We start from the raw sequence: 17,082 nt of genomic DNA on the forward strand, positions 1-17,082 counted from the left end.
GGGCGCGGCCGAGCAGGTCGAGGGTGGCGTTCTCCAGCTTGAGACCGACCTCCTCGGCGATGACCTGGCCACCGGCCAGGATCGCGATGTCGTTCAGCATCGCCTTGCGACGGTCACCGAAGCCCGGGGCCTTGACGGCCACGGAGCGGAAGAGGCCGCGGATCTTGTTGACCACCAGGGTCGCCAGGGCCTCGCCCTCGACGTCCTCGGCGATGATCAGCAGCGGCTTGCCCGACTGGACGACCTTGTCGAGCAGCGGCAGCAGGTCCTTGTTGGCGGAGACCTTGCCGTTGACGATCAGGATGTACGGGTCTTCGAGCACGGCCTCCATGCGGTCGGAGTCGGTGACGAAGTACATCGACGTCATGCCCTTGTCGAAGCGCATGCCCTCGGTGAGCTCGAGCTCGAGGCCGAAGGTGTTGCTCTCCTCTACGGTGATGACGCCTTCCTTGCCGACCTTGTCCATCGCCTCGGCGATGAGCGAGCCGATCTCGGGGTCAGCGGCGGAGATGGAGGCGGTGGAGGCGATCTGCTCCTTGGTCTCCACATCCTTGGCCAGCTTGGAGAGCTCCTCGCTGACGCGCTCGACGGCGGCCTCGATGCCCTTCTTCAGAGCCATCGGGTTGGCGCCGGCGGCCACGTTGCGCAGACCCTCGCGCACCAGCGCCTGGGCGAGCACGGTGGCGGTGGTGGTGCCGTCACCCGCGACGTCGTCGGTCTTCTTGGCGACTTCCTTGACCAGCTCGGCGCCGATCTTCTCCCACGGGTCCTCGAGCTCGATCTCCTTGGCGATGGACACACCGTCGTTGGTGATCGTGGGAGCGCCCCACTTCTTCTCCAGCACGACGTTGCGGCCCTTGGGACCCAAGGTCACCTTGACGGCGTCGGCGAGCTGGTTCATACCACGCTCGAGACCGCGCCGGGCGTCCTCGTCAAACGCGATCATCTTGGCTGCCATAAGGCTAGACCTCCCAGATGCAGGGTGGCTTGTCCTGGACCGAGGCGACGCCCGCGACGGCATGGGCCTGCATCTCCGTGCGGCAGACCCCATCGTCTCGATCCGAGTTATTGGCACTCTGCTGCACAGAGTGCCAACGAACTGTTTAGCACTCTACCCTGCCGAGTGCAAGCGACAGACCGGCCACCCCCGGTTCCCGCCCAGGTCACTCCGCCCGCGCCCAGGTCACCCCGCCAGCGCGGGGAGCCGATCAGAGGCGGCCGGCGCGGGAGCCCAGTACTGGGCCCAGTACGGGAGCCCAGTACGGGAGCCCAGTACGGCGGGCCGCTCAGTGCGGCCCGCCGTGCTCGAGTCGACGAAAGGATGTGTGGCGGGCTCGCGCGGACTGCGCTGCCGTGCGATCCCGCCGGTGCATACCAGTGCGGTGAATCAGACCGCCCGGACGGACTCCGCCTGCGGCCCCTTCTGGCCCTGCGTGATCTCGAACTCGACCCGCTGGCCCTGTTCGAGAGATCGATACCCGTCCATCATGATCGCTGAGTAATGGACGAATACATCCTTACCACCGTCTACCGCGATGAAGCCGTAGCCCTTGTCCGCGTTGAACCACTTGACGGTGCCCTGCGCCACTTCCGACTCCTCTTACTGGGCTCTCAGATCTCGCCCATTCCTCCGCGAGACCCGTAATCGCATGACTTAACGGAAAAGTAGCCAGACGATCGCCCTCGACCATACCTGTGGCACGGGGTTTGGCAACAGAGTCAATCAGCAAACTACGTATTTCTTCGCAACCTAGGTGGTTCAACGTTGAATTGGGCCGGAAATGGAGAAGGCGCCCACAAGGGGCGCCTTCAACATGTGCGGGTATCGGGGGTCAGCCGCCGGCGACCGCCGGGATGATGGAGATCTGAGTGCCCTCGGGGGCGGGAGTGTCGAGCCCTTCCGCGAAACGGACGTCCTCTTCCCCAACGTAAACGTTGACAAAACGTCGAATCTTGCCCGATTCATCAAGAATTCTCGCGCCGATCCCCGGGTAGTCGGAGTCGAGCTTGGCAAGCACGTCACGAAGAGTCGCGCCCTCGCCACTCACTTCCGCGTTACCCCCGGTGTAGGTGCGCAGAATGGTGGGAATCCGCACAGAAACGCTCATGGTTTAAGTCGCCTTTCCTGGTTGTCAGACAGTCGCGCGGAACGCGTCGAGAGAGGGCCGGATCACGGCGGTGGGCTTGGCGTCGTCGGTGATCGCGTCGAGCGTCTTGAGCCCGTCACCGGTGTTCAGCACCACGGTCTCGGCCTCCGGGTCGAGCTGCCCGGTCTCGACGAGCTTCTTCAGCACGCCCACGGTGACCCCGCCCGCCGTCTCGGCGAAGATGCCCTCGGTGGAGGCCAGGAGCTTGATCGCGGCCACGATCTCCGGGTCGGTGACGTCCTCGACGCCACCTCCGGTGCGCCGGGCGATGTCGAGCACGTACGGCCCGTCGGCGGGGTTGCCGATGGCCAGCGACTTGGCGATGGTGTTCGGCTTGACCGGCTGGACGACGTCGTGCCCCGCCTTGTACGCGGTGGACACGGGCGAGCACCCGGCCGCCTGCGCGCCGAAGATCTTGTAAGGCGTGTCCTCGACCAGCCCGAGCGTCACCAGTTCCTTGAAGCCCTTGTCAATCTTCGTGAGCTGGGAGCCGGAGGCGATGGGGATGATGATCTGCTCGGGCAGCCGCCAGCCGAGCTGCTCGGCGATCTCGTACGCGAGCGTCTTGGAGCCCTCGGCGTAGTAGGGCCGCAGGTTGATGTTGGTGAAGCCCCACTTGTCGCCCAGCGGGTCACCGATGAGCTCGGAGCAGAACCTGTTGACGTCGTCGTAGGTGCCCTCGATGCCGATCAGCTTCCCGCCGAACACGCGGGCCATGGCGATCTTGGCCTGTTCGAGGTTCGCGGGGATGAACACGCACGCGTCGAGCCCCGCCCGCGCGGCGGCGGCCGTGACCGCGCCCGCGAGGTTGCCCGTGGACGAGCAGGAAAGTGTGTGGAAACCGAAGTTGCGCGCCGCCTCGACGGCCATCGCGACCACCCGGTCCTTGAAGGAGTGGGTGGGATTGCCCGAGTCGTCCTTCACGTACAGGGACTTGATGCCGAGCGCCTGGCCGAGGTTTCCGGCCTTGACCAATTTCGTCCAGCCCGGGTTCATATTGGGCTTACTGGCGACGTCGGCCGGAACGGGAAGCAGAGAGCGGTAGCGCCAGATGTTGGCGGGACCCGACTCGATCTGCGCGCGAGTCACCTCGCCGAAGGAATAGGCCGCCTCCAGCGGCCCGAAACACTCCTGACAGGCGAAGCTGGGACCCAGGGGGTAGCGCGTGCCGCACTCGCGGCAGGACAGAGCGACGGCGGGACCAAAGTCGAGCGACATGAAGCGAGGCCTTCCCTCATCTTCGCCCGCGGCCACCTTGACCGCGAACCGGAATTGGCACCTTGTCCCGGTCGGCCTCGCCAGGTCGCGAGTCTGAATCCGGGAGGGTTGCCGGGGCTTCGCAGGGCCGGTCCCTCCACCCCTCTGGATGAGCAATATTCAGTTGTCGAAAAGGACTCTACCCGCACAAGTGGCCGAAACGGCCACCTGTCTCAACATGCGAGACAGGCAGTCTCAGCGATAGTCCTCACCAAGCACACCTTGCACATATTTGCGGGCTTGGTGAATGCGTGACTTGGCGGTGCCGAGCGGGATGCCGAGCTGGTCGGCCACCTCGTTGTAGTCGAGCTGGACGATGTCGCGCAGCACCAGCGCCTGCGCCAGGTCGGGCTTGTCGGCCTCCAGCGCCTCCATGGCGTCGAGCAGGTCGAGCCGCGAGCCCGCGATCACGCTGACCCGCCGCGCGTCCGGCTTCTGCATCGGCAGCTCGTCCGAGCTCTGCTCGGCCGCCCTGCGCTTGAGCGATCTGTACGTGGTGCGCGCGCAGTTGGCCGTCACGATGTGCAGCCAGGTGCTGAACCTGGCCCGCCCCTCGAACCGCCCGATGTTGCGCGCGACGGCGAGCAGCGTGTCCTGCGAGGCCTCCTCCGCATCCTGGTGATAGGGGAGGATACGGGCGCAGTGACGCATCACATCCGGCTCGATCCGTGCCAGGAGCTCGCCAAGTGCGCGATGATCTCCGGCGGCGGCCGAGCGGGCGAGTTCCTCGGTTAGCTCATCAAGCGCCATAGCTGGGATCCTATGGTCGAAGGGAGCTCGAATGAACAGCGTCCTGGTGGCCTCCAACAGAGGGCCGGTCTCCTTCACCGTCTCCGACGACGGCGAATTGACCATGAAACGTGGTGGTGGCGGCCTGGTGTCCGGGTTGTCAGGGGTGGCCAAAGGGGACGGCGTGCTGTGGGTCTGCGCGGCCCTGGCCGACGGCGACCGCAGCGCCGTGCGCATGGCTCCCGGCGGCCGGATCGACCACGCCGGCTACGACACGGGACCGCTGCGGATGCTCGACATCCCGCCCGCGGTCTTCCACCGCGCCTACAACGCGGTGGCCAACTCCACCCTGTGGTTCGTCAACCACCTGCTCTACGACATCCCCAACGCGCCCAACTTCGGCACGAAGTTCGAGCGCGAGTGGGAGTCCTACCGCGACTACAACGGCGCGTTCGCGCTCGCGCTGGCCGAGGAGGCCGGCCACGGCGCCCGCGTGATGGTGCAGGACTACCACCTGACCCTGACGCCGGCGATGCTCCGCGCCGAGCGGCCCGATCTGCGCATCGCCCATTTCAGCCACACGCCGTGGGCGCCGCCCGAATACTTCTCCCTGCTGCCCGACGACGTGGCCAGGGAGGTCCTGGAAGGCATCCTGGGCGCCGATCACGCGGGATTCCTCACCGACAGGTGGGCCCAGGCGTTCATGGACTGCTGCGTGGCGCTCCTGGGCGCGGAGGCCGACCGGGTCGGCCGCAGCGTCACCCACGAGGGCCGGACGACCAGGATCGGCGTGCACAGCCTCGGCGTGGACGGCGCGGCGCTGTGGGAGCGGGCCTGCGAGCCTGACGTCGAGTCGCACATGGCGGCGCTCAGGGAGCAGGTGGGCGACCGCCGGCTGATCGTCCGCATCGACCGGACCGAGCTGTCGAAGAACATCGTGCGCGGCCTGGTGGCCTACCGCGAGTTCCTGGCCGCGCATCCCGAGTGGCACGGGCGGGTGGTGCATCTGGCGTTCGCGTATCCGAGCAGGCACGATCTGCCCGAATACCGCGAATACACCGCCTCGGTGCAGCGCAGCGCCCAGGAGATCGAGGACGAATACGCGACCGAGGACTGGGACCCGCTCATACTCAACGTCAACGACGACTATCCGCGTTCGCTGGCCGCGTACCGGCTGGCCGACGTGCTGCTGGTCAACCCCATCCGCGACGGGATGAACCTGGTCGCCAAGGAGGGCCCCGTCCTGTCGCCGCGCTGCGCGCTGGTGCTGTCGCGCGAGGCCGGGGCCGCCGCCGAGCTGGGCCCGCACGCGCTGGTGGTCAACCCCTACGACGTCAGCGGCACCGCCGCCGCGCTGCACCAGGCGCTGGTCATGCCCGAGGACGAGCGCAGGGCGCGCCGCGACAGGCTGCACGCCGCGGCCACCGCGCTGCCGCCGCAGAAGTGGCTCGCCGCCCAGCTTGACGCCCTCGCCTGACGGTCCGGCCTACCATGGGAGCCGCGAGGCCACTCCATCCGGCGGGAGCTCACGGGTGACGACGATCTCAGAGCCCGTCCGGCTGGTCAGAGACCGCCCGACGTGGCTCATCTACCTGCAGCTCTGCACGTTCGCCACCTACCTGTACGGCCTCAGCGCCGCCCTGCCGCTCCTGCGCGCCGACCAGCGGACCTCGGCCACCGTGGCCGGGCTGCACGGCACCGCCATGGCGATCGGCACGATCGCGGCCGGGCTGGCGCTGCCGCTGCTCACCAGGCGGTTCGGCCGGCGTGCGACGAGCTGGATCGGGCTCGCCGGGATGAACGCCGGCGTCCTGCTGGTCCTGCCCACCGACGCCCTGGCCCTGACCCTGCTCGGCTACGGGCTGTCCGGCGCCTTCAGCTCCGTCCTGCTCTACACCTCCATGGCCGCACTCCACGACCACCAGGGCCCGGCGGGGCCCGCGGCGCTCAGCGAGGCCAACGCCGTCGGCGTGGTCGTGGGCATGGCGGTGACGTTCGGGCTCAGCGTGGTCGCCCAGACGGCGCTCGGCTGGCGGGCCGCGCTGCTGGCCACCCCGATCGCCAGCGTGCTGCTCGCGCTGACCATGGGCAGGACCTGGCCGGCCACCCCCGAGCCGACCGGCGCGAGCGGGCGCACGGCCGGGCGGCCAGACGCACAACAGCAGGGCTCGCGCGAGAACTCACATGAGGGCACGCGCGAGGACGGGCCGGGCGCGGCGGTGCCCGGGTGGCGCTTCCACCTGGCGGGCGCCGTGCTGTTCTGCTGCGTGGCCCTGGAGTTCTCCTTCAACCTGTGGGCCGCCGACCTGTTCGCGTTCAGGACGGGCCTGGGCGCGGCCACGGCGGCCACGGCGCTGACGGCGTTCGTGGCGGGCATGGCCGCGGGCCGGTTCGCCGGGACGCAGCTCGCGCTGCGCCTGCCGCCGGTGCCGCTGTTCGCGGGCGCGCTGGCCCTGACCATGGCGGGCTGGCTGCTCTTCTGGCTGAGCACCCAGCCCGTGCTGTCCTACGCCGGGCTCGTGGTCAGCGGGCTCGGTGTCTCCCTGCACTTCCCCCTCGCGCTCACCGCGCTGATCGCCGGCGCGGGCGGCCGGGCGGACCGCGCGGCGGCGGCCTCGCCCATCTGGGCGGGCGCCGCCATGGCGGCGGGACCGCTGGCGCTCGGCGCGCTCGCCGACGGGTTCGGCACCGCGACGGCTTTCCTGATGGTGCCGGTGCTCATCGGCCTGGCCGTCGCCGGGGTGCTCAGTTCCAGTCGGCGTACCTGAGCGCGTCGGCGAGCCCCGGGGTGTTCCACTGGTCGACGACGAGGATCCTCGTCTTCGGCAGATACCACTCGCGCTGCACGTAGCGGGACTTCACGCCGCCGCCCGAGTAGGAGACGCAGGTCGCCTTCCACTCGCGGTAGGCCGCCTTGTGCCCGGGGCCCACCTGGCGCAGGCCCTTGACCTTGGCCGCGCCCACGACCTGCCCCCACTTGCGGTTGTGCGGGCAGAGCTGCACGTCGGTGGCCGGGTAGAAGGGCTCTTTCGCCGTGTACGGCCGGAAGAGCTCGTCGCCCTGCTTGATGGCCTTCGGCCCGAGCACCCAGAAGCTGTCGCATTCGGGGGTGCCGTAGCCCGCCTCCGGCTTGGCGCACTTGCCGGTGACCACGCGGATCCAGTCGGGGCTCACGCGGTAGACCTTCCACTGGATCGGCAGGTAGAGCGTCAGCCCGCCCCTGAGCTTGAGCGGCTGGGCGGGCGCGGCGCTCGCCAGGCCGGCGGCGGCGCTCGCGGCGCTCGCCTGGCCGGCAGCGGCGGCGTTCGCGGTCAGGGGGGCGGCGAGGAGGGTGGCCGCGGCCAGGGCCGCGACGGCAAGGTATCGCTTGGACATGCGCCCGACCGTAGGGGTGACGGCTTGCAGATCAGTCACGAACGACTGTAAGCCGATGTCAGCTCGGAGAGCAGCGCGATCACGCCCTCGGGGCCGTCCACCACGATGTCGGCCCGTTCGGCCAGCGCCGTGACCTCGGCCGACCCGCTGCACACGGTCACCCCGGGCAGCCCGGAGGCGCGTACGGCGTCGAACGCGGCCAGGTCGCCGAGATCGTCACCGGCGAACATGACGGACCTCGCGGCCCGCTCCGCCAGGAACAGGCTGAGCGCGTGCCCCTTGTCCATGCCCGGCGGCCGCAGCTCCAGCACCAGGCGGCCGGGCTCGATCACCAGGCCGTGCTTCTCGGCCAGCTTGGCCAGCGGCTCGCGCAACGTGGCGAGCGCGCCCTCGGGGTCGGGGGCACGCCGGGTGTGCACGGCCACGGCCCGGCCCTTGTCCTCGATCGACACTCCTTCGAGGCCGAGCGAGTCGAGCAGCAGCGGCAGCTCGGCCTCGGCGCGCGGCACGCCGGGAGGAGGCGGCGGCGCGGAGATCCGGCCGTCCTCCCAGCGTTCGAAGCCGTAGTGGCCGAGTATGACCAGCCCCGGCACGCCGGCCAGGTCAGGCCCGAGCTCCAGCACGGTGGCCGCGGGCCTGCCGGTGACGATGGCCACCGCCAGGACGTGCGCGCCCAGCTCGGCTAGGACCGCCGGGGCCTTCGGATGGATCACGGCCGTGGCGGGGTCGGGCACGATCGGCGACAGGGTTCCGTCGAAGTCGAGCCCGATCACGGCGCCTGCCGGATCACTCAAGATCGCTTCCATTCCAGGGATGTTCCTCACGCGGCTGCCGTACCCAGCCGGTCAGGGACGCATGCCAAGCCTCCTGGCCGCACGCTCACGCTGGCGGGTGGAGCGTAACCTGCGCAGCCGCTTGACCAGCATGGGGTCCTGCTCAAGCGCCTCAGGTCTGTCGATCAACTCGCCGAGCAACTGGTAATAGCGGGTGGCGGAGAACCCGAAGGCCTCCTTGATGGCCTGCTCCTTCGCACCCGCGTGGCGCCACCACTGGCGCTCGAAGGCGAGGAGCTCGATGTCGCGTTCTGAGAGTGGATGGTGGGACGGCTCTTGGGCAGCATTGTCACCGCTGAGCGGTGCTCCCATGGTGTCCTCCTCGAAAGGGGCGAGCGACGGTCACGTCGCTCGCACGCGGCCCGTGGCCATCGTAATGTGCCGAGTGCGGCTGTTCACGGCGGATTGGGAGACGTACAGTCACCAAATGTGACCTCAGTAATCACACTCCTCACCGACTATGGGCTCGAAGATGGCTATGTGGCGGCCTGTCATGGAGTGATTGCCGGGATCGCGCCCGAGGCCCGGGTGATCGACGTCTGTCACCTGATCCCCGCGGGAGACGTACGGCGTGGCGCGGCGGTTCTCGCGCAGACCATCCCGTATCTGCCCCTGGGCATCCATATCGGCGCAGTCGATCCCGGCGCGGGCGGCGCCAGGCGCGCGGTGGCCGTCGAGGCGGGTGGCCGGGTGTTCATCGGCCCCGACAACGGGCTGCTGTCGTGGGCCGTGCACGCCAGCGGCGGCGCGCGGGCGGTGTACCAGATCAGCAACGAGGACCACTTCCTGCGGCCGGTCTCGCCGACCTTCCACGGGCGCGACGTGTACTCGCCGGTCGCGGGACGCCTGTACGGCGGCCTGCGCCCGGCGGACCTGGGGCCCGAGATGCCGCTCGACCGGCTGGTCAAGCTGCCCGAGCCGACCTCGCTGCTGCGCGAGGGGGCGGTGGAGGGCGAGGTCGTCTCGGTCGACCGCTACGGCAACACCCAGCTCTCCATCGCGGCCGGCGACCTGCAGGCGCTGGGCGTGCGGGTGGGCGACACGCTCGGCGTGTGGCTGGGGCGGCGGCAGCTCGCGCTGCCCTACCGGGAGACGTTCGCTGCGGTGCCGCCCGGCGAGCTGGTGGCGTTCGCGGACTCCGCGGGGCTGATCGCGATCGCGGTGAACGCGGGCGACGCCGCGCAGCGGCTGGGACTCCCACCTGGGGCACATGTCCGACTTTCACCGACTCCGTAAGACGAAAGTCACAGATCAGGAGTTACTCCGCGTATCGGCCTGTTTACCGAAGCGTCGGAATGAAGCCGGGGTCGCGTGCCAGAATGCACGGGCAGATCGGGCGTCCCTCCCCTCCCGTTCGAGGTTGACGTGTACCACCTGTCCCTTGCCCTGCTGTCCATATTGTCCGCATTGTCGGTGCTCTGGCCCTCGCCGGAGCCGCCCGTGCCCGAACGCTGGCACGCGTGGCCGGTGGCGAAGGTCTTCCCCGGCACGGTGCCCGGCCTCAGCCCGTCAGGGGCGCGGGTCACGTACGTGCTGGCCGGGATCGCCCCCGAGGCGTCCTGCGAGGCGGCGTTCGAGGCCGCCGCCGTACGGCCCGGCTGCCGCACCGCGTTACGCGCCACCTACGCCGACAGCACGCAGACCTACGTCGCCACGGTCGGCATCGCGGTGCTCGACGGCCCCGGGCTCGGGCCCTACGCCGCCGGGCGGCCGGCGACCGTGCGGCCCGTCGCGTTCCCGGGTGGGCCCGCCGAGCGGTTCGGCGAGCGGCAGTACTTCACCGGCGTGCTGATGAGCACCGAGCACCGCTACGTGGTGGCCGCGGCCGCCGGGTACGCGGACGGACGGCCGTACCAGCCGGGCGACCGCAGCGTGTCGCGGCTGCGTGACACCGCGCGGCAGCTCGCGTGGGCGCTGCACCGGACGCTGACCCGATGAAGCGGCTCATACTCCCCGTGCTGTTCTGCGGCCTCGTGGTCGGGATCGCGGCGCCCGGCGTGTCCGACGACATGGGCGAGGCCGCGCGGGCCGGCCAGTGGCAGCTCAGCGCGTTACGGCTGCCCGAGGCGTGGCAGTCGAGCAGGGGCGCGGGCGTGGTCGTGGCGGTGCTCGACACCGGCGTGAACGGCCGCCACCCCGACCTGGCCGGCGCCGTCGTCCAGGGGCCGGACCTGACCGGGGCCGCCAGGAGCCCGGCGCTCTGGGGGCAGCACGGGACCGCCATGGCCAGCCTGATCGCCGGCCGCGGGCACGGCGACGGCAACCGGCGCGGCGTGGTCGGGGTGGCCCCCGCGGCCGAGGTGCTGTCCATCAGGGTCACGCTCGACAACGGCGACCCGCTGCGCGACAAGCGGCGCCCCAGCGGCGGCGACGCGCTGGCCAAGGGCATCCGCTACGCCGCCGACCACGGCGCCGACGTCATCAGCATGTCGCTCGGCGGCGGCGACGGCGCCTGGGAGGGCTCGGCGCCGGAGGAGGAGGCCGTCCAGTACGCGATCGGCAAGGGCGCCGTGCTGGTGGCCTCGTCCGGCAACGACGGCGACTCGGCCAACAGGAAGAACTTCCCCGCCGCCTACCCCGGCGTGATCGCCGTGGGGGCCGTGGACCGGCGGCTCAAGGTGGCCGCGTTCTCCAACAGGCAGGACTACGTGTCGGTGGTCGCGCCCGGCACGGAGATCGTCACGGCCGACGGGGACGACTCGTACGTGGTCGGCGACGGCACCAGCTCGGCGGCGGCCATGGTCGCCGGCATCGCCGCCCTGATCAGGGCGGCGCACCCGAGACTGTCGCCCTACCACGTGCGGCTGGCCATCGAGCAGGGCACGAGGAAGCGCCCCGCCGACGGCTACAGCCGCGCCTACGGGCACGGCGTGGCCAACGCGCTCCTGGCCCTGCGCGCGGCCGACCGGCTGGACCTGCCCACGCCCGTGCCGCCCAGGCCCGGGGCGTACTTCGGCGAAGGGCCGCTCGGCCCGATCCCCGTCTCCAGGGCGCCCGTGGTGGGGGGCATGCTGACGCTGGTGGCGGCCATGGCGGCGCGGGTGATCGTGACGAGCCGGCGGCGCAGGAGGGATTCAACCTAGCAAGCGCTTGTGTGATACTCCTGGCTATGACGTTCGCGATCGAGGGCTGGTTCGCCGTCGACGACGGCGGCGTCCGCCTGCTCGGCACCAAGTGCGCGGCCTGCGGCACCGTCTGTTTCCCGCCACGGCGCGGGCTCTGCCCCAACCCGCACTGCGCGGGCACGGAGATGACCGAGATCGGCCTGCCCCGGCGCGGGCGGGTCTGGTCGTACACCAACGCCTGCTATCCGCCGCCGCCGCCGTTCGTGGCCGCGGAGCCGTACGAGCCGGTGACGCTGGCCGCCGTCGAGCTCGACGACGTGGGGATCGTGGTGCTCGGGCAGGTCAAGGGCCTGACCGCGGCCGAGCTGGAGGTGGGCATGGAGCTGGAGCTCACGTCGGGGCCGCTGGCCGACGGGCCGCTGGTGTGGATGTGGGGGCGGGCCTCATGAGCGTGGTGGTGCTGGGCACGGGGATGCATCCGTGGGGCAAGTGGGGCCGCCCGTTCCTGGAGTACGGCGTGGCGGCGGCCACGGCCGCCCTCGGCGACGCCGGCGTGGCCTGGACGGACGTGCAGTACGTGGTGGGCGCGGACACGATCAGGAACGGCTACCCGGGCTTCGTCTCCGGCGCGGCCTACGCCCAGGCGCTCGGCTGGTCCGGGGCCAGGGTCGCCTCCTGCTACGCGGCCTGCGCGTCGGGAGCCCAGGCCGTGGACATCGCGCGCACCCGCATCCTGGCGGGGCTGTGCGAGGTGGCGCTGGTCGTCGGGGCGGACTCCACCCCCAAGGGCTTCTTCAAGCCGGTGGGCGGGGACAGGCCGGACGATCCCGACTGGCTACGCTTCCGCCTCCTCGGCGCCACAAATCCTGGATATTTCGGCCTTTACGCGCGCAGGCGGATGGCGCTCCACGGCTCCACCCCCGCCGACTTCGCCGCCGTCAAGGTCAAGAACGCGCTGGCCGGATCGCTCAACCCGATGGCCCGCTACCGCCGGCCGGTCACCGCCGAGGAGGTCATGGCCTCCCCCATGGTGGCCGACCCGCTGCGCCTGATGGACATCTGCGCCACCTCGGACGGGGGCGCGGCGGTGGTGCTGGCCTCGGAGGACTACGCCAGGCGGCTCGGCGCGACGGACCTCGTACGCGTGGCCGCCGTCTCCACGGTCACCCCGACCTTCCCCAGCACGGTCCTGGAGCTGCCGAACTTCGCCACCGACTCCTGCGCCGCCGTGCCCCCGCCCGAGAGACCGTTCAGGGCCGCGATCGCGCACGCCGCCTACGAGGAGGCCGGGCTCGGGCCCGAGGACGTCTCGCTGGCGGAGGTGTACGACCTGTCCACGGCGCTGGAGCTGGACTGGATGGAGGACATCGGGCTGTGCCCGCCGGGAGAGGCCGACAAGCTGCTGCGCGAGGGTGAGACCGGGCTCGGCGGCCGGATCCCGGTCAACCCGTCGGGCGGGCTGGCCTCGTTCGGTGAGGCCATCCCGGCCCAGGCCATCGCGCAGCTCTGCGAGCTCGTCACCCAGCTGCGCGGGCGCGCGGGCCCGCGCCAGGTGGCCGGCGCCCGCGTCGGCCTCGCCGCCAACCAGGGCCTGTTCGGCCACGGCTCGGCCATCATCGTCACCACCGCCTGACCGCTGACCACAGCCCGGACCATCACCGCCTGAGCCCCGGCAAGCGAAGGCCCTCCGAGCGGCTTGCGCGCGGAGGGCCTCGGCGGGACGGGTCAGATGTGCACCACGTCGTGCGTCTCGGCGAAGTGGCAGGCACTCTCGTGCCCGGTCCCCGGCCTGATCTGCAGCAGCGGCTCCTCCTGCGCGCAGATCTCCTGCGCCTTCCAGCACCGCGTCCTGAACCGGCAGCCCGACGGCGGGTTGGCGGGCGAGGGCGGGTCACCCTGGAGGATGATCCGCTCGCGCTGCTCGCGCCCCTCGGGATCCGGCACCGGCACCGCCGACAGCAGCGCCTGCGTGTACGGATGGGCCGGCTTGTCGTAGATCTCGGTGTCCTTGCCGAGCTCCACGAACTTGCCCAGGTACATCACGCCCACCCGGTCGGAGATGTGGCGCACCACCGACAGGTCATGGGCGATGAAGATGTAGGCCAGGTCGAACTCGTTCTGCAGCCGCTCCAGCAGGTTGATGACCTGCGCCTGGATCGACACGTCCAGCGCGGACACCGGCTCGTCGCAGACGATGATCTCCGGCTGGAGCGCCAGTCCGCGGGCGATGCCGATGCGCTGGCGCTGGCCGCCGGAGAACTGGTGCGGGTAGCGGTTGATGTGGTCGGGGTTGAGACCCACGACCTCCAGCAGCTCCTGCACCTTCTTGCGCCGGCCGCCCTTCGGCGCCACCTCGGTGTGGATCTCGTACGGCTCGCCGATGATGTCGCCGACGGTCATACGGGGGTTCAGCGAGGTGTACGGGTCCTGCATGACCATCTGGATGTTGCGGCGCATGCGCTTGAGCTCGCCGCCCCTGGCCTTGGCGATGTCCCGGCCGTTGATCTTCACCGAGCCGGAGGTCGGCCGCTCCAGCGCCATCAGCACCTTGGCGAGGGTGGACTTGCCACAGCCCGACTCGCCCACGATGCCCAGCGTCTCGCCCTTGTGCAGGTCGAACGAGACGCCGTCGACGGCCTTGATGGCCCCGACCTGCTTCTTGAAGACGATGCCCTGGGTCAGCGGGAAGTGCTTGACCAGGTTGTCCACCTCAAGGATGCGCTCACTGCCGATCGCCATCGAGGACCTCCCTCCAGTAATGGCAGGCGCTGCCACGTGTGCCGCTGATCTCGTGGAGCGGGGGGGCGTCGGTCACGCAGTCGTCCTGCCGGTAGGGGCACCGGGGATGGAACGCGCAGCCGGTCGGCAGGTCGAGCAGGTTGGGCGGCAGGCCCTTGATGGCGTACAGGTCCTGGCCCTTCTGGTCGACCCTGGGGATCGACTCCAGCAGGCCCTTCGTGTACGGGTGCGCGGGCGTCTTGTAGATGTCGTGCACGGGGGCGTTCTCCACGATGCGCCCCGCGTACATGACCGCGATCTTGTCTGCCACGTCGGCGACCACGCCCAGGTCGTGCGTGATCAGGATCAGCCCCATGCTGCTGTCGCGCTGCAGCTCGGCGAGCAGCTCCATGATCTGCGCCTGGACGGTCACGTCGAGCGCCGTGGTGGGCTCGTCCGCGATCAGCACCTCGGGGTCCAGCGCGATCGACATCGCGATCATGATGCGTTGCCGCATGCCGCCGGAGAACTGGTGCGGGTAGTCGTTGACGCGCTGCCTGGCGGCCGGGATGCGGACCCGGTCCATCAGCTCGATGGCCTTCTTCGTGCTGTCGGCCTTGGACATGCCGCGGTGCACCCGGAACATCTCGCTGATCTGCCAGCCCACGGTGAACACGGGGTTCAGTGCGGACAGCGCGTCCTGGAAGACCATCGCGATCCGCTGGCCGCGGACCTGCGTACGGGCCTCTTCCGAGAGCTTGAGCAGGTTGGTGCCCTTGAAGCGGATCTCACCCTTCGGGATGACCGCGGGTGGCATGTCCAGGATGCCCATGATCGCCTGAGCGGTCACGGACTTCCCGGACCCCGACTCGCCCAGGACGGCGAGGGTCTCGCCGGGGCCGACCGTGTAGCTCACGCCGTTCACCGCTCGTACGACCCCCGCACGGGTGCGGAACTCCACGTGCAGGTTGTCGACCGCGAGCAGCGGCTGGTCGCCTGGCCCTCCCTCGGCAGGCAACACATCCGATGACGTCTTCTTCACTTGATCCCCCCTTCTACCTGAGCTTCGGGTCGAGAGCGTCGCGCACGGCGTCTCCCAGCATGATGAACGCGAGCACGGTGATGCTCAGGAACACGGCGGGGAAGATCAGCGGCAGCGGCGCGTCGAGGAATCTCGGCTGCGCGTCCGCGATCATCAGACCCCAGGAGATCTCCGGCGGCTGGACGCCCACGCCCAGGTAGGACAACGCGGCCTCGGCCGCGATGAACCCGCCCAGGTTGATCGTCGCGATGACGATCACGGGGGCCAGCGCGTTCGGCAGCAGGTGCCGGAACATGATGCGCCCTGAACCTGCGCCGAGCGCCCTGGCCGCGATCACGAAGTCCTGCCCCTTGGCGGTGATGACCGCCGCGCGCATGATCCGGAACGTCATCGGCCAGCCCAGGATGGTCAGCGCGAAGACGACCAGCCAGATGCCGAGCCCGCTGTCGCGGAAGGTCGCGCCGATGAGCAGCGCGCCCAGGATGCTGGGGATGGCGAAGAAGATCTCGGTGATCCTGGAGGCCACCGTGTCGGTGCGGCCGCCGAAGAAGCCGGCGACGAGACCGGTCAGGCCACCGATGATCGCGGCCGCGATCGTGGTGCTGATGCCGATCTTCAGCGAGTTGGCCGCGCCGTAGATGGTGCGGGCGTACAGGTCACAGCCCAGGTTGTCCCGGCCGAAGAGATGGCCGGAGCTCGGCAGCTGCCGGGCGGTGGCCAGCTCGCACGTCCTGGCGTCGGCGGGATCGATCGAGGTGAACAGCGACGGCCAGACCGCCATCAGCACCAGCACCGCGATGAGGCAGCACGAGGCGATGAAGATGGGCTTGCGCCGCAGGTCGTGCCAGGCGTCGGTCCACAGGCTGGCCGGCTTGGCTTCCTTGGTCTTTTTCTGAGGCAAGGGCGCGGGGCTTCCCTCGGAAGCGATGACGGGCCCGCCCGGCCGAACGTCACTCATAGCGGATCCTCGGGTCGAGCACTGCGTACATCAGATCGACGACCAGGTTGGCCAGGATGTAAATCAGCACCAGGATTGTCACGATACCGACTACCACCGGCTGCTCTCTCAAATAGACCGAGATGAACAGCTGATTGCCGATGCCCGGCAGGTTGAAGATCCGCTCGGTGATCACCGCCCCGCCCATGAGGTTGCCGAGGTCGGCGCCCAGGAAGGTGATGAGCGGGATCAACGCGTTGCGCAGGCCGTGTCTGCCGACGACCCGTCTTCGGGACAGACCCTTCGCGGTCGCGGTCCTGATGAAGTCGGCTCTCAGCGTCTCGGCCAGGCTGGTCCTGGTGAGACGGGTGAGATAGGCGATCGACACCCCGGCGAGCACGAAGCCGGGCAGCAGATAGCTGCGCAACCCATTGGTGATGCCCGCGATCGGGAAGATGTCGAGCCCGGTCCACTGCTTGAGCTTCACGCCCAGCATGTACTGCAGGACGAATCCCGACACCAGGGTCGGAACCGAGATCAGCAGCAGGGTGGAGGCGAGGATCAGGGTGTCGATCGCCTGGCCGCGCCGCAGCGCCGCCCACAGGCCGAGACCGACGCCGATGAGAGCCTCGATGATGAGGGCGGTGAGCGCCAGGTTCAGAGTGACCTGGAACTTGCCCGCCATGATCTGGGACACGGGCACGTCGGCGAACGTGACGCCGAAGTCCCCTCGCAGGAGCACGCCGCTGATGTAGTACCAGTACTGCAGCAGCAGCGGATCGTTGAGGTGATACTGCTCGCGCAGGATAGCGACGATGTTGGGGTCCGCTCGCTTCTCACCGGCCAGCGCCGCGATGGGATCGCCGGGCAGCGCGAAGACGATGGTGAAGATGAGCAGGGTGGCACCCAACAGCACAGGTATTGACTGGAGCAGACGCCTGATGATGTAACGGCCCATTTAAGCCTCCCGTACATGCCA

General features: G+C 69.8%; 19 protein-coding genes and 1 riboswitch. Of the genes, 7 read left to right on the plus strand and 12 right to left on the minus strand.

Features of this window, described 5'->3' with window-relative positions; all coding sequences use genetic code 11:
- The 5 genes from groEL to ETD85_RS30230 all read right to left on the minus strand — a co-directional run.
- A partial coding sequence (gene groEL, locus ETD85_RS30210; RefSeq protein WP_138693200.1) for a chaperonin GroEL occupies positions 1-958 on the minus strand: 958 nt, incomplete at its 3' end.
- 429 nt (positions 959-1,387) lie between these two features.
- Positions 1,388-1,588: a cold-shock protein gene (locus ETD85_RS30215; RefSeq protein ID WP_068927743.1), complete on the minus strand. Its 201-nt coding sequence runs from the start codon at positions 1,586-1,588 to the stop codon at positions 1,388-1,390.
- A 244-nt stretch (positions 1,589-1,832) separates the two neighbouring features.
- The gene (locus ETD85_RS30220; protein WP_043633550.1) at positions 1,833-2,108 is read right to left on the minus strand and encodes a MoaD/ThiS family protein; all 276 of its coding nucleotides are present in this window, start codon (positions 2,106-2,108) and stop codon (positions 1,833-1,835) included.
- Between the two features lie 24 nt (positions 2,109-2,132).
- The gene (gene thrC / locus ETD85_RS30225; protein WP_138693201.1) at positions 2,133-3,365 is read right to left on the minus strand and encodes a threonine synthase; all 1,233 of its coding nucleotides are present in this window, start codon (positions 3,363-3,365) and stop codon (positions 2,133-2,135) included.
- 13 nt (positions 3,366-3,378) lie between these two features.
- A riboswitch (SAM riboswitch) is annotated at positions 3,379-3,520 on the minus strand.
- 79 nt (positions 3,521-3,599) lie between these two features.
- Positions 3,600-4,154 carry an RNA polymerase sigma factor gene (locus ETD85_RS30230; protein ID WP_138693202.1) on the minus strand — a complete coding sequence of 185 codons (555 nt, stop codon included), beginning with the start codon at positions 4,152-4,154 and terminating at the stop codon, positions 3,600-3,602.
- Between the two features lie 31 nt (positions 4,155-4,185).
- Here ETD85_RS30230 and ETD85_RS30235 point away from each other — a divergent pair, with 31 nt between their 5' ends.
- On the plus strand, positions 4,186-5,610 hold the full coding sequence (locus tag ETD85_RS30235) for an alpha,alpha-trehalose-phosphate synthase (UDP-forming) (protein WP_138693203.1): 1,425 nt from the start codon (positions 4,186-4,188) through the stop codon (positions 5,608-5,610).
- Between the two features lie 55 nt (positions 5,611-5,665).
- Positions 5,666-6,901 carry an MFS transporter gene (locus ETD85_RS30240; RefSeq protein WP_170246914.1) on the plus strand — a complete coding sequence of 412 codons (1,236 nt, stop codon included), beginning with the start codon at positions 5,666-5,668 and terminating at the stop codon, positions 6,899-6,901.
- On the opposite strand, the gene ETD85_RS30245 is transcribed toward ETD85_RS30240, so the two are convergent.
- The 3 genes from ETD85_RS30245 to ETD85_RS30255 are packed head-to-tail and all read right to left on the minus strand — an operon-like array spanning position 6,879 to position 8,653.
- Positions 6,879-7,508, minus strand: coding sequence for a hypothetical protein (locus ETD85_RS30245; RefSeq protein WP_138693205.1), 630 nt, complete (start codon positions 7,506-7,508; stop codon positions 6,879-6,881). The two genes, ETD85_RS30240 and ETD85_RS30245, sit on opposite strands and share 23 nt — an antisense overlap.
- Positions 7,509-7,543: 35 nt before the next feature.
- A complete protein-coding gene (gene otsB / locus ETD85_RS30250) occupies positions 7,544-8,314 on the minus strand; it encodes a trehalose-phosphatase (RefSeq protein ID WP_138693206.1) in 771 nt (256 codons plus the stop codon).
- 39 nt (positions 8,315-8,353) lie between these two features.
- Complete coding sequence (locus ETD85_RS30255) at positions 8,354-8,653, minus strand: DUF3263 domain-containing protein (protein ID WP_138693207.1); 300 nt, start codon at positions 8,651-8,653, stop codon at positions 8,354-8,356.
- Between the two features lie 117 nt (positions 8,654-8,770).
- On the opposite strand from ETD85_RS30255, the gene ETD85_RS30260 reads away from it, so the two are divergent.
- The 5 genes from ETD85_RS30260 to ETD85_RS30280 all read left to right on the plus strand — a co-directional run bounded on the left by ETD85_RS30260 (position 8,771) and on the right by ETD85_RS30280 (position 13,039).
- Positions 8,771-9,577, plus strand: a complete 807-nt coding sequence (locus ETD85_RS30260; protein WP_138693208.1) for an SAM hydrolase/SAM-dependent halogenase family protein — start codon at positions 8,771-8,773, stop codon at positions 9,575-9,577.
- Positions 9,578-9,748: 171 nt separating this feature from the next.
- Positions 9,749-10,279, plus strand: a complete 531-nt coding sequence (locus ETD85_RS30265; protein WP_138693209.1) for a hypothetical protein — start codon at positions 9,749-9,751, stop codon at positions 10,277-10,279.
- Positions 10,276-11,424 (plus strand): S8 family serine peptidase, encoded by a 1,149-nt coding sequence (locus ETD85_RS30270; RefSeq protein ID WP_138693210.1) that lies wholly within the window; start codon positions 10,276-10,278, stop codon positions 11,422-11,424. Before ETD85_RS30265 ends, ETD85_RS30270 begins: the two co-directional genes overlap by 4 nt.
- 26 nt (positions 11,425-11,450) lie before the next feature.
- Positions 11,451-11,855: a Zn-ribbon domain-containing OB-fold protein gene (locus ETD85_RS30275; RefSeq protein WP_138693211.1), complete on the plus strand. Its 405-nt coding sequence runs from the start codon at positions 11,451-11,453 to the stop codon at positions 11,853-11,855.
- Positions 11,852-13,039, plus strand: a complete 1,188-nt coding sequence (locus ETD85_RS30280; protein WP_138693212.1) for a lipid-transfer protein — start codon at positions 11,852-11,854, stop codon at positions 13,037-13,039. Before ETD85_RS30275 ends, ETD85_RS30280 begins: the two co-directional genes overlap by 4 nt.
- A gap of 92 nt (positions 13,040-13,131) precedes the next feature.
- Here ETD85_RS30280 and ETD85_RS30285 read toward each other — a convergent pair whose 3' ends face one another.
- From ETD85_RS30285 to ETD85_RS30300, 4 genes are read right to left on the minus strand one after another with little or no spacing between them, the layout of a single operon-like run.
- A complete protein-coding gene (locus ETD85_RS30285) occupies positions 13,132-14,145 on the minus strand; it encodes an ABC transporter ATP-binding protein (protein ID WP_138693213.1) in 1,014 nt (337 codons plus the stop codon).
- Positions 14,129-15,166 carry an ABC transporter ATP-binding protein gene (locus ETD85_RS30290; RefSeq protein WP_138693214.1) on the minus strand — a complete coding sequence of 346 codons (1,038 nt, stop codon included), beginning with the start codon at positions 15,164-15,166 and terminating at the stop codon, positions 14,129-14,131. The genes ETD85_RS30285 and ETD85_RS30290 overlap by 17 nt, the downstream gene beginning before the upstream one ends.
- A 13-nt stretch (positions 15,167-15,179) precedes the next feature.
- Positions 15,180-16,067 carry an ABC transporter permease gene (locus tag ETD85_RS30295; RefSeq protein ID WP_240779528.1) on the minus strand — a complete coding sequence of 296 codons (888 nt, stop codon included), beginning with the start codon at positions 16,065-16,067 and terminating at the stop codon, positions 15,180-15,182.
- A gap of 49 nt (positions 16,068-16,116) precedes the next feature.
- Positions 16,117-17,061, minus strand: a complete 945-nt coding sequence (locus ETD85_RS30300; protein ID WP_138693216.1) for an ABC transporter permease — start codon at positions 17,059-17,061, stop codon at positions 16,117-16,119.
- Positions 17,062-17,082: the final 21 nt, after the last annotated feature.

Source organism: Nonomuraea zeae, assembly GCF_005889725.1.
GTDB classification, from domain to species: domain Bacteria; phylum Actinomycetota; class Actinomycetes; order Streptosporangiales; family Streptosporangiaceae; genus Nonomuraea; species Nonomuraea zeae.

Coding starts and splice junctions, on each gene's coding strand:
- ETD85_RS30220 (WP_043633550.1), bottom strand. CDS start 2,108: ATGAGCGTTTCTGTGCGGATTCCCACCATTCTGCGCACCTACACCGGG.
- thrC (WP_138693201.1), bottom strand. CDS start 3,365: ATGTCGCTCGACTTTGGTCCCGCCGTCGCTCTGTCCTGCCGCGAGTGC.
- ETD85_RS30230 (WP_138693202.1), bottom strand. CDS start 4,154: ATGGCGCTTGATGAGCTAACCGAGGAACTCGCCCGCTCGGCCGCCGCC.
- ETD85_RS30235 (WP_138693203.1), top strand. CDS start 4,186: ATGAACAGCGTCCTGGTGGCCTCCAACAGAGGGCCGGTCTCCTTCACC.
- ETD85_RS30245 (WP_138693205.1), bottom strand. CDS start 7,508: ATGTCCAAGCGATACCTTGCCGTCGCGGCCCTGGCCGCGGCCACCCTC.
- otsB (WP_138693206.1), bottom strand. CDS start 8,314: ATGGAAGCGATCTTGAGTGATCCGGCAGGCGCCGTGATCGGGCTCGAC.
- ETD85_RS30255 (WP_138693207.1), bottom strand. CDS start 8,653: ATGGGAGCACCGCTCAGCGGTGACAATGCTGCCCAAGAGCCGTCCCAC.
- ETD85_RS30270 (WP_138693210.1), top strand. CDS start 10,276: ATGAAGCGGCTCATACTCCCCGTGCTGTTCTGCGGCCTCGTGGTCGGG.
- ETD85_RS30275 (WP_138693211.1), top strand. CDS start 11,451: ATGACGTTCGCGATCGAGGGCTGGTTCGCCGTCGACGACGGCGGCGTC.
- ETD85_RS30280 (WP_138693212.1), top strand. CDS start 11,852: ATGAGCGTGGTGGTGCTGGGCACGGGGATGCATCCGTGGGGCAAGTGG.
- ETD85_RS30285 (WP_138693213.1), bottom strand. CDS start 14,145: ATGGCGATCGGCAGTGAGCGCATCCTTGAGGTGGACAACCTGGTCAAG.
- ETD85_RS30300 (WP_138693216.1), bottom strand. CDS start 17,061: ATGGGCCGTTACATCATCAGGCGTCTGCTCCAGTCAATACCTGTGCTG.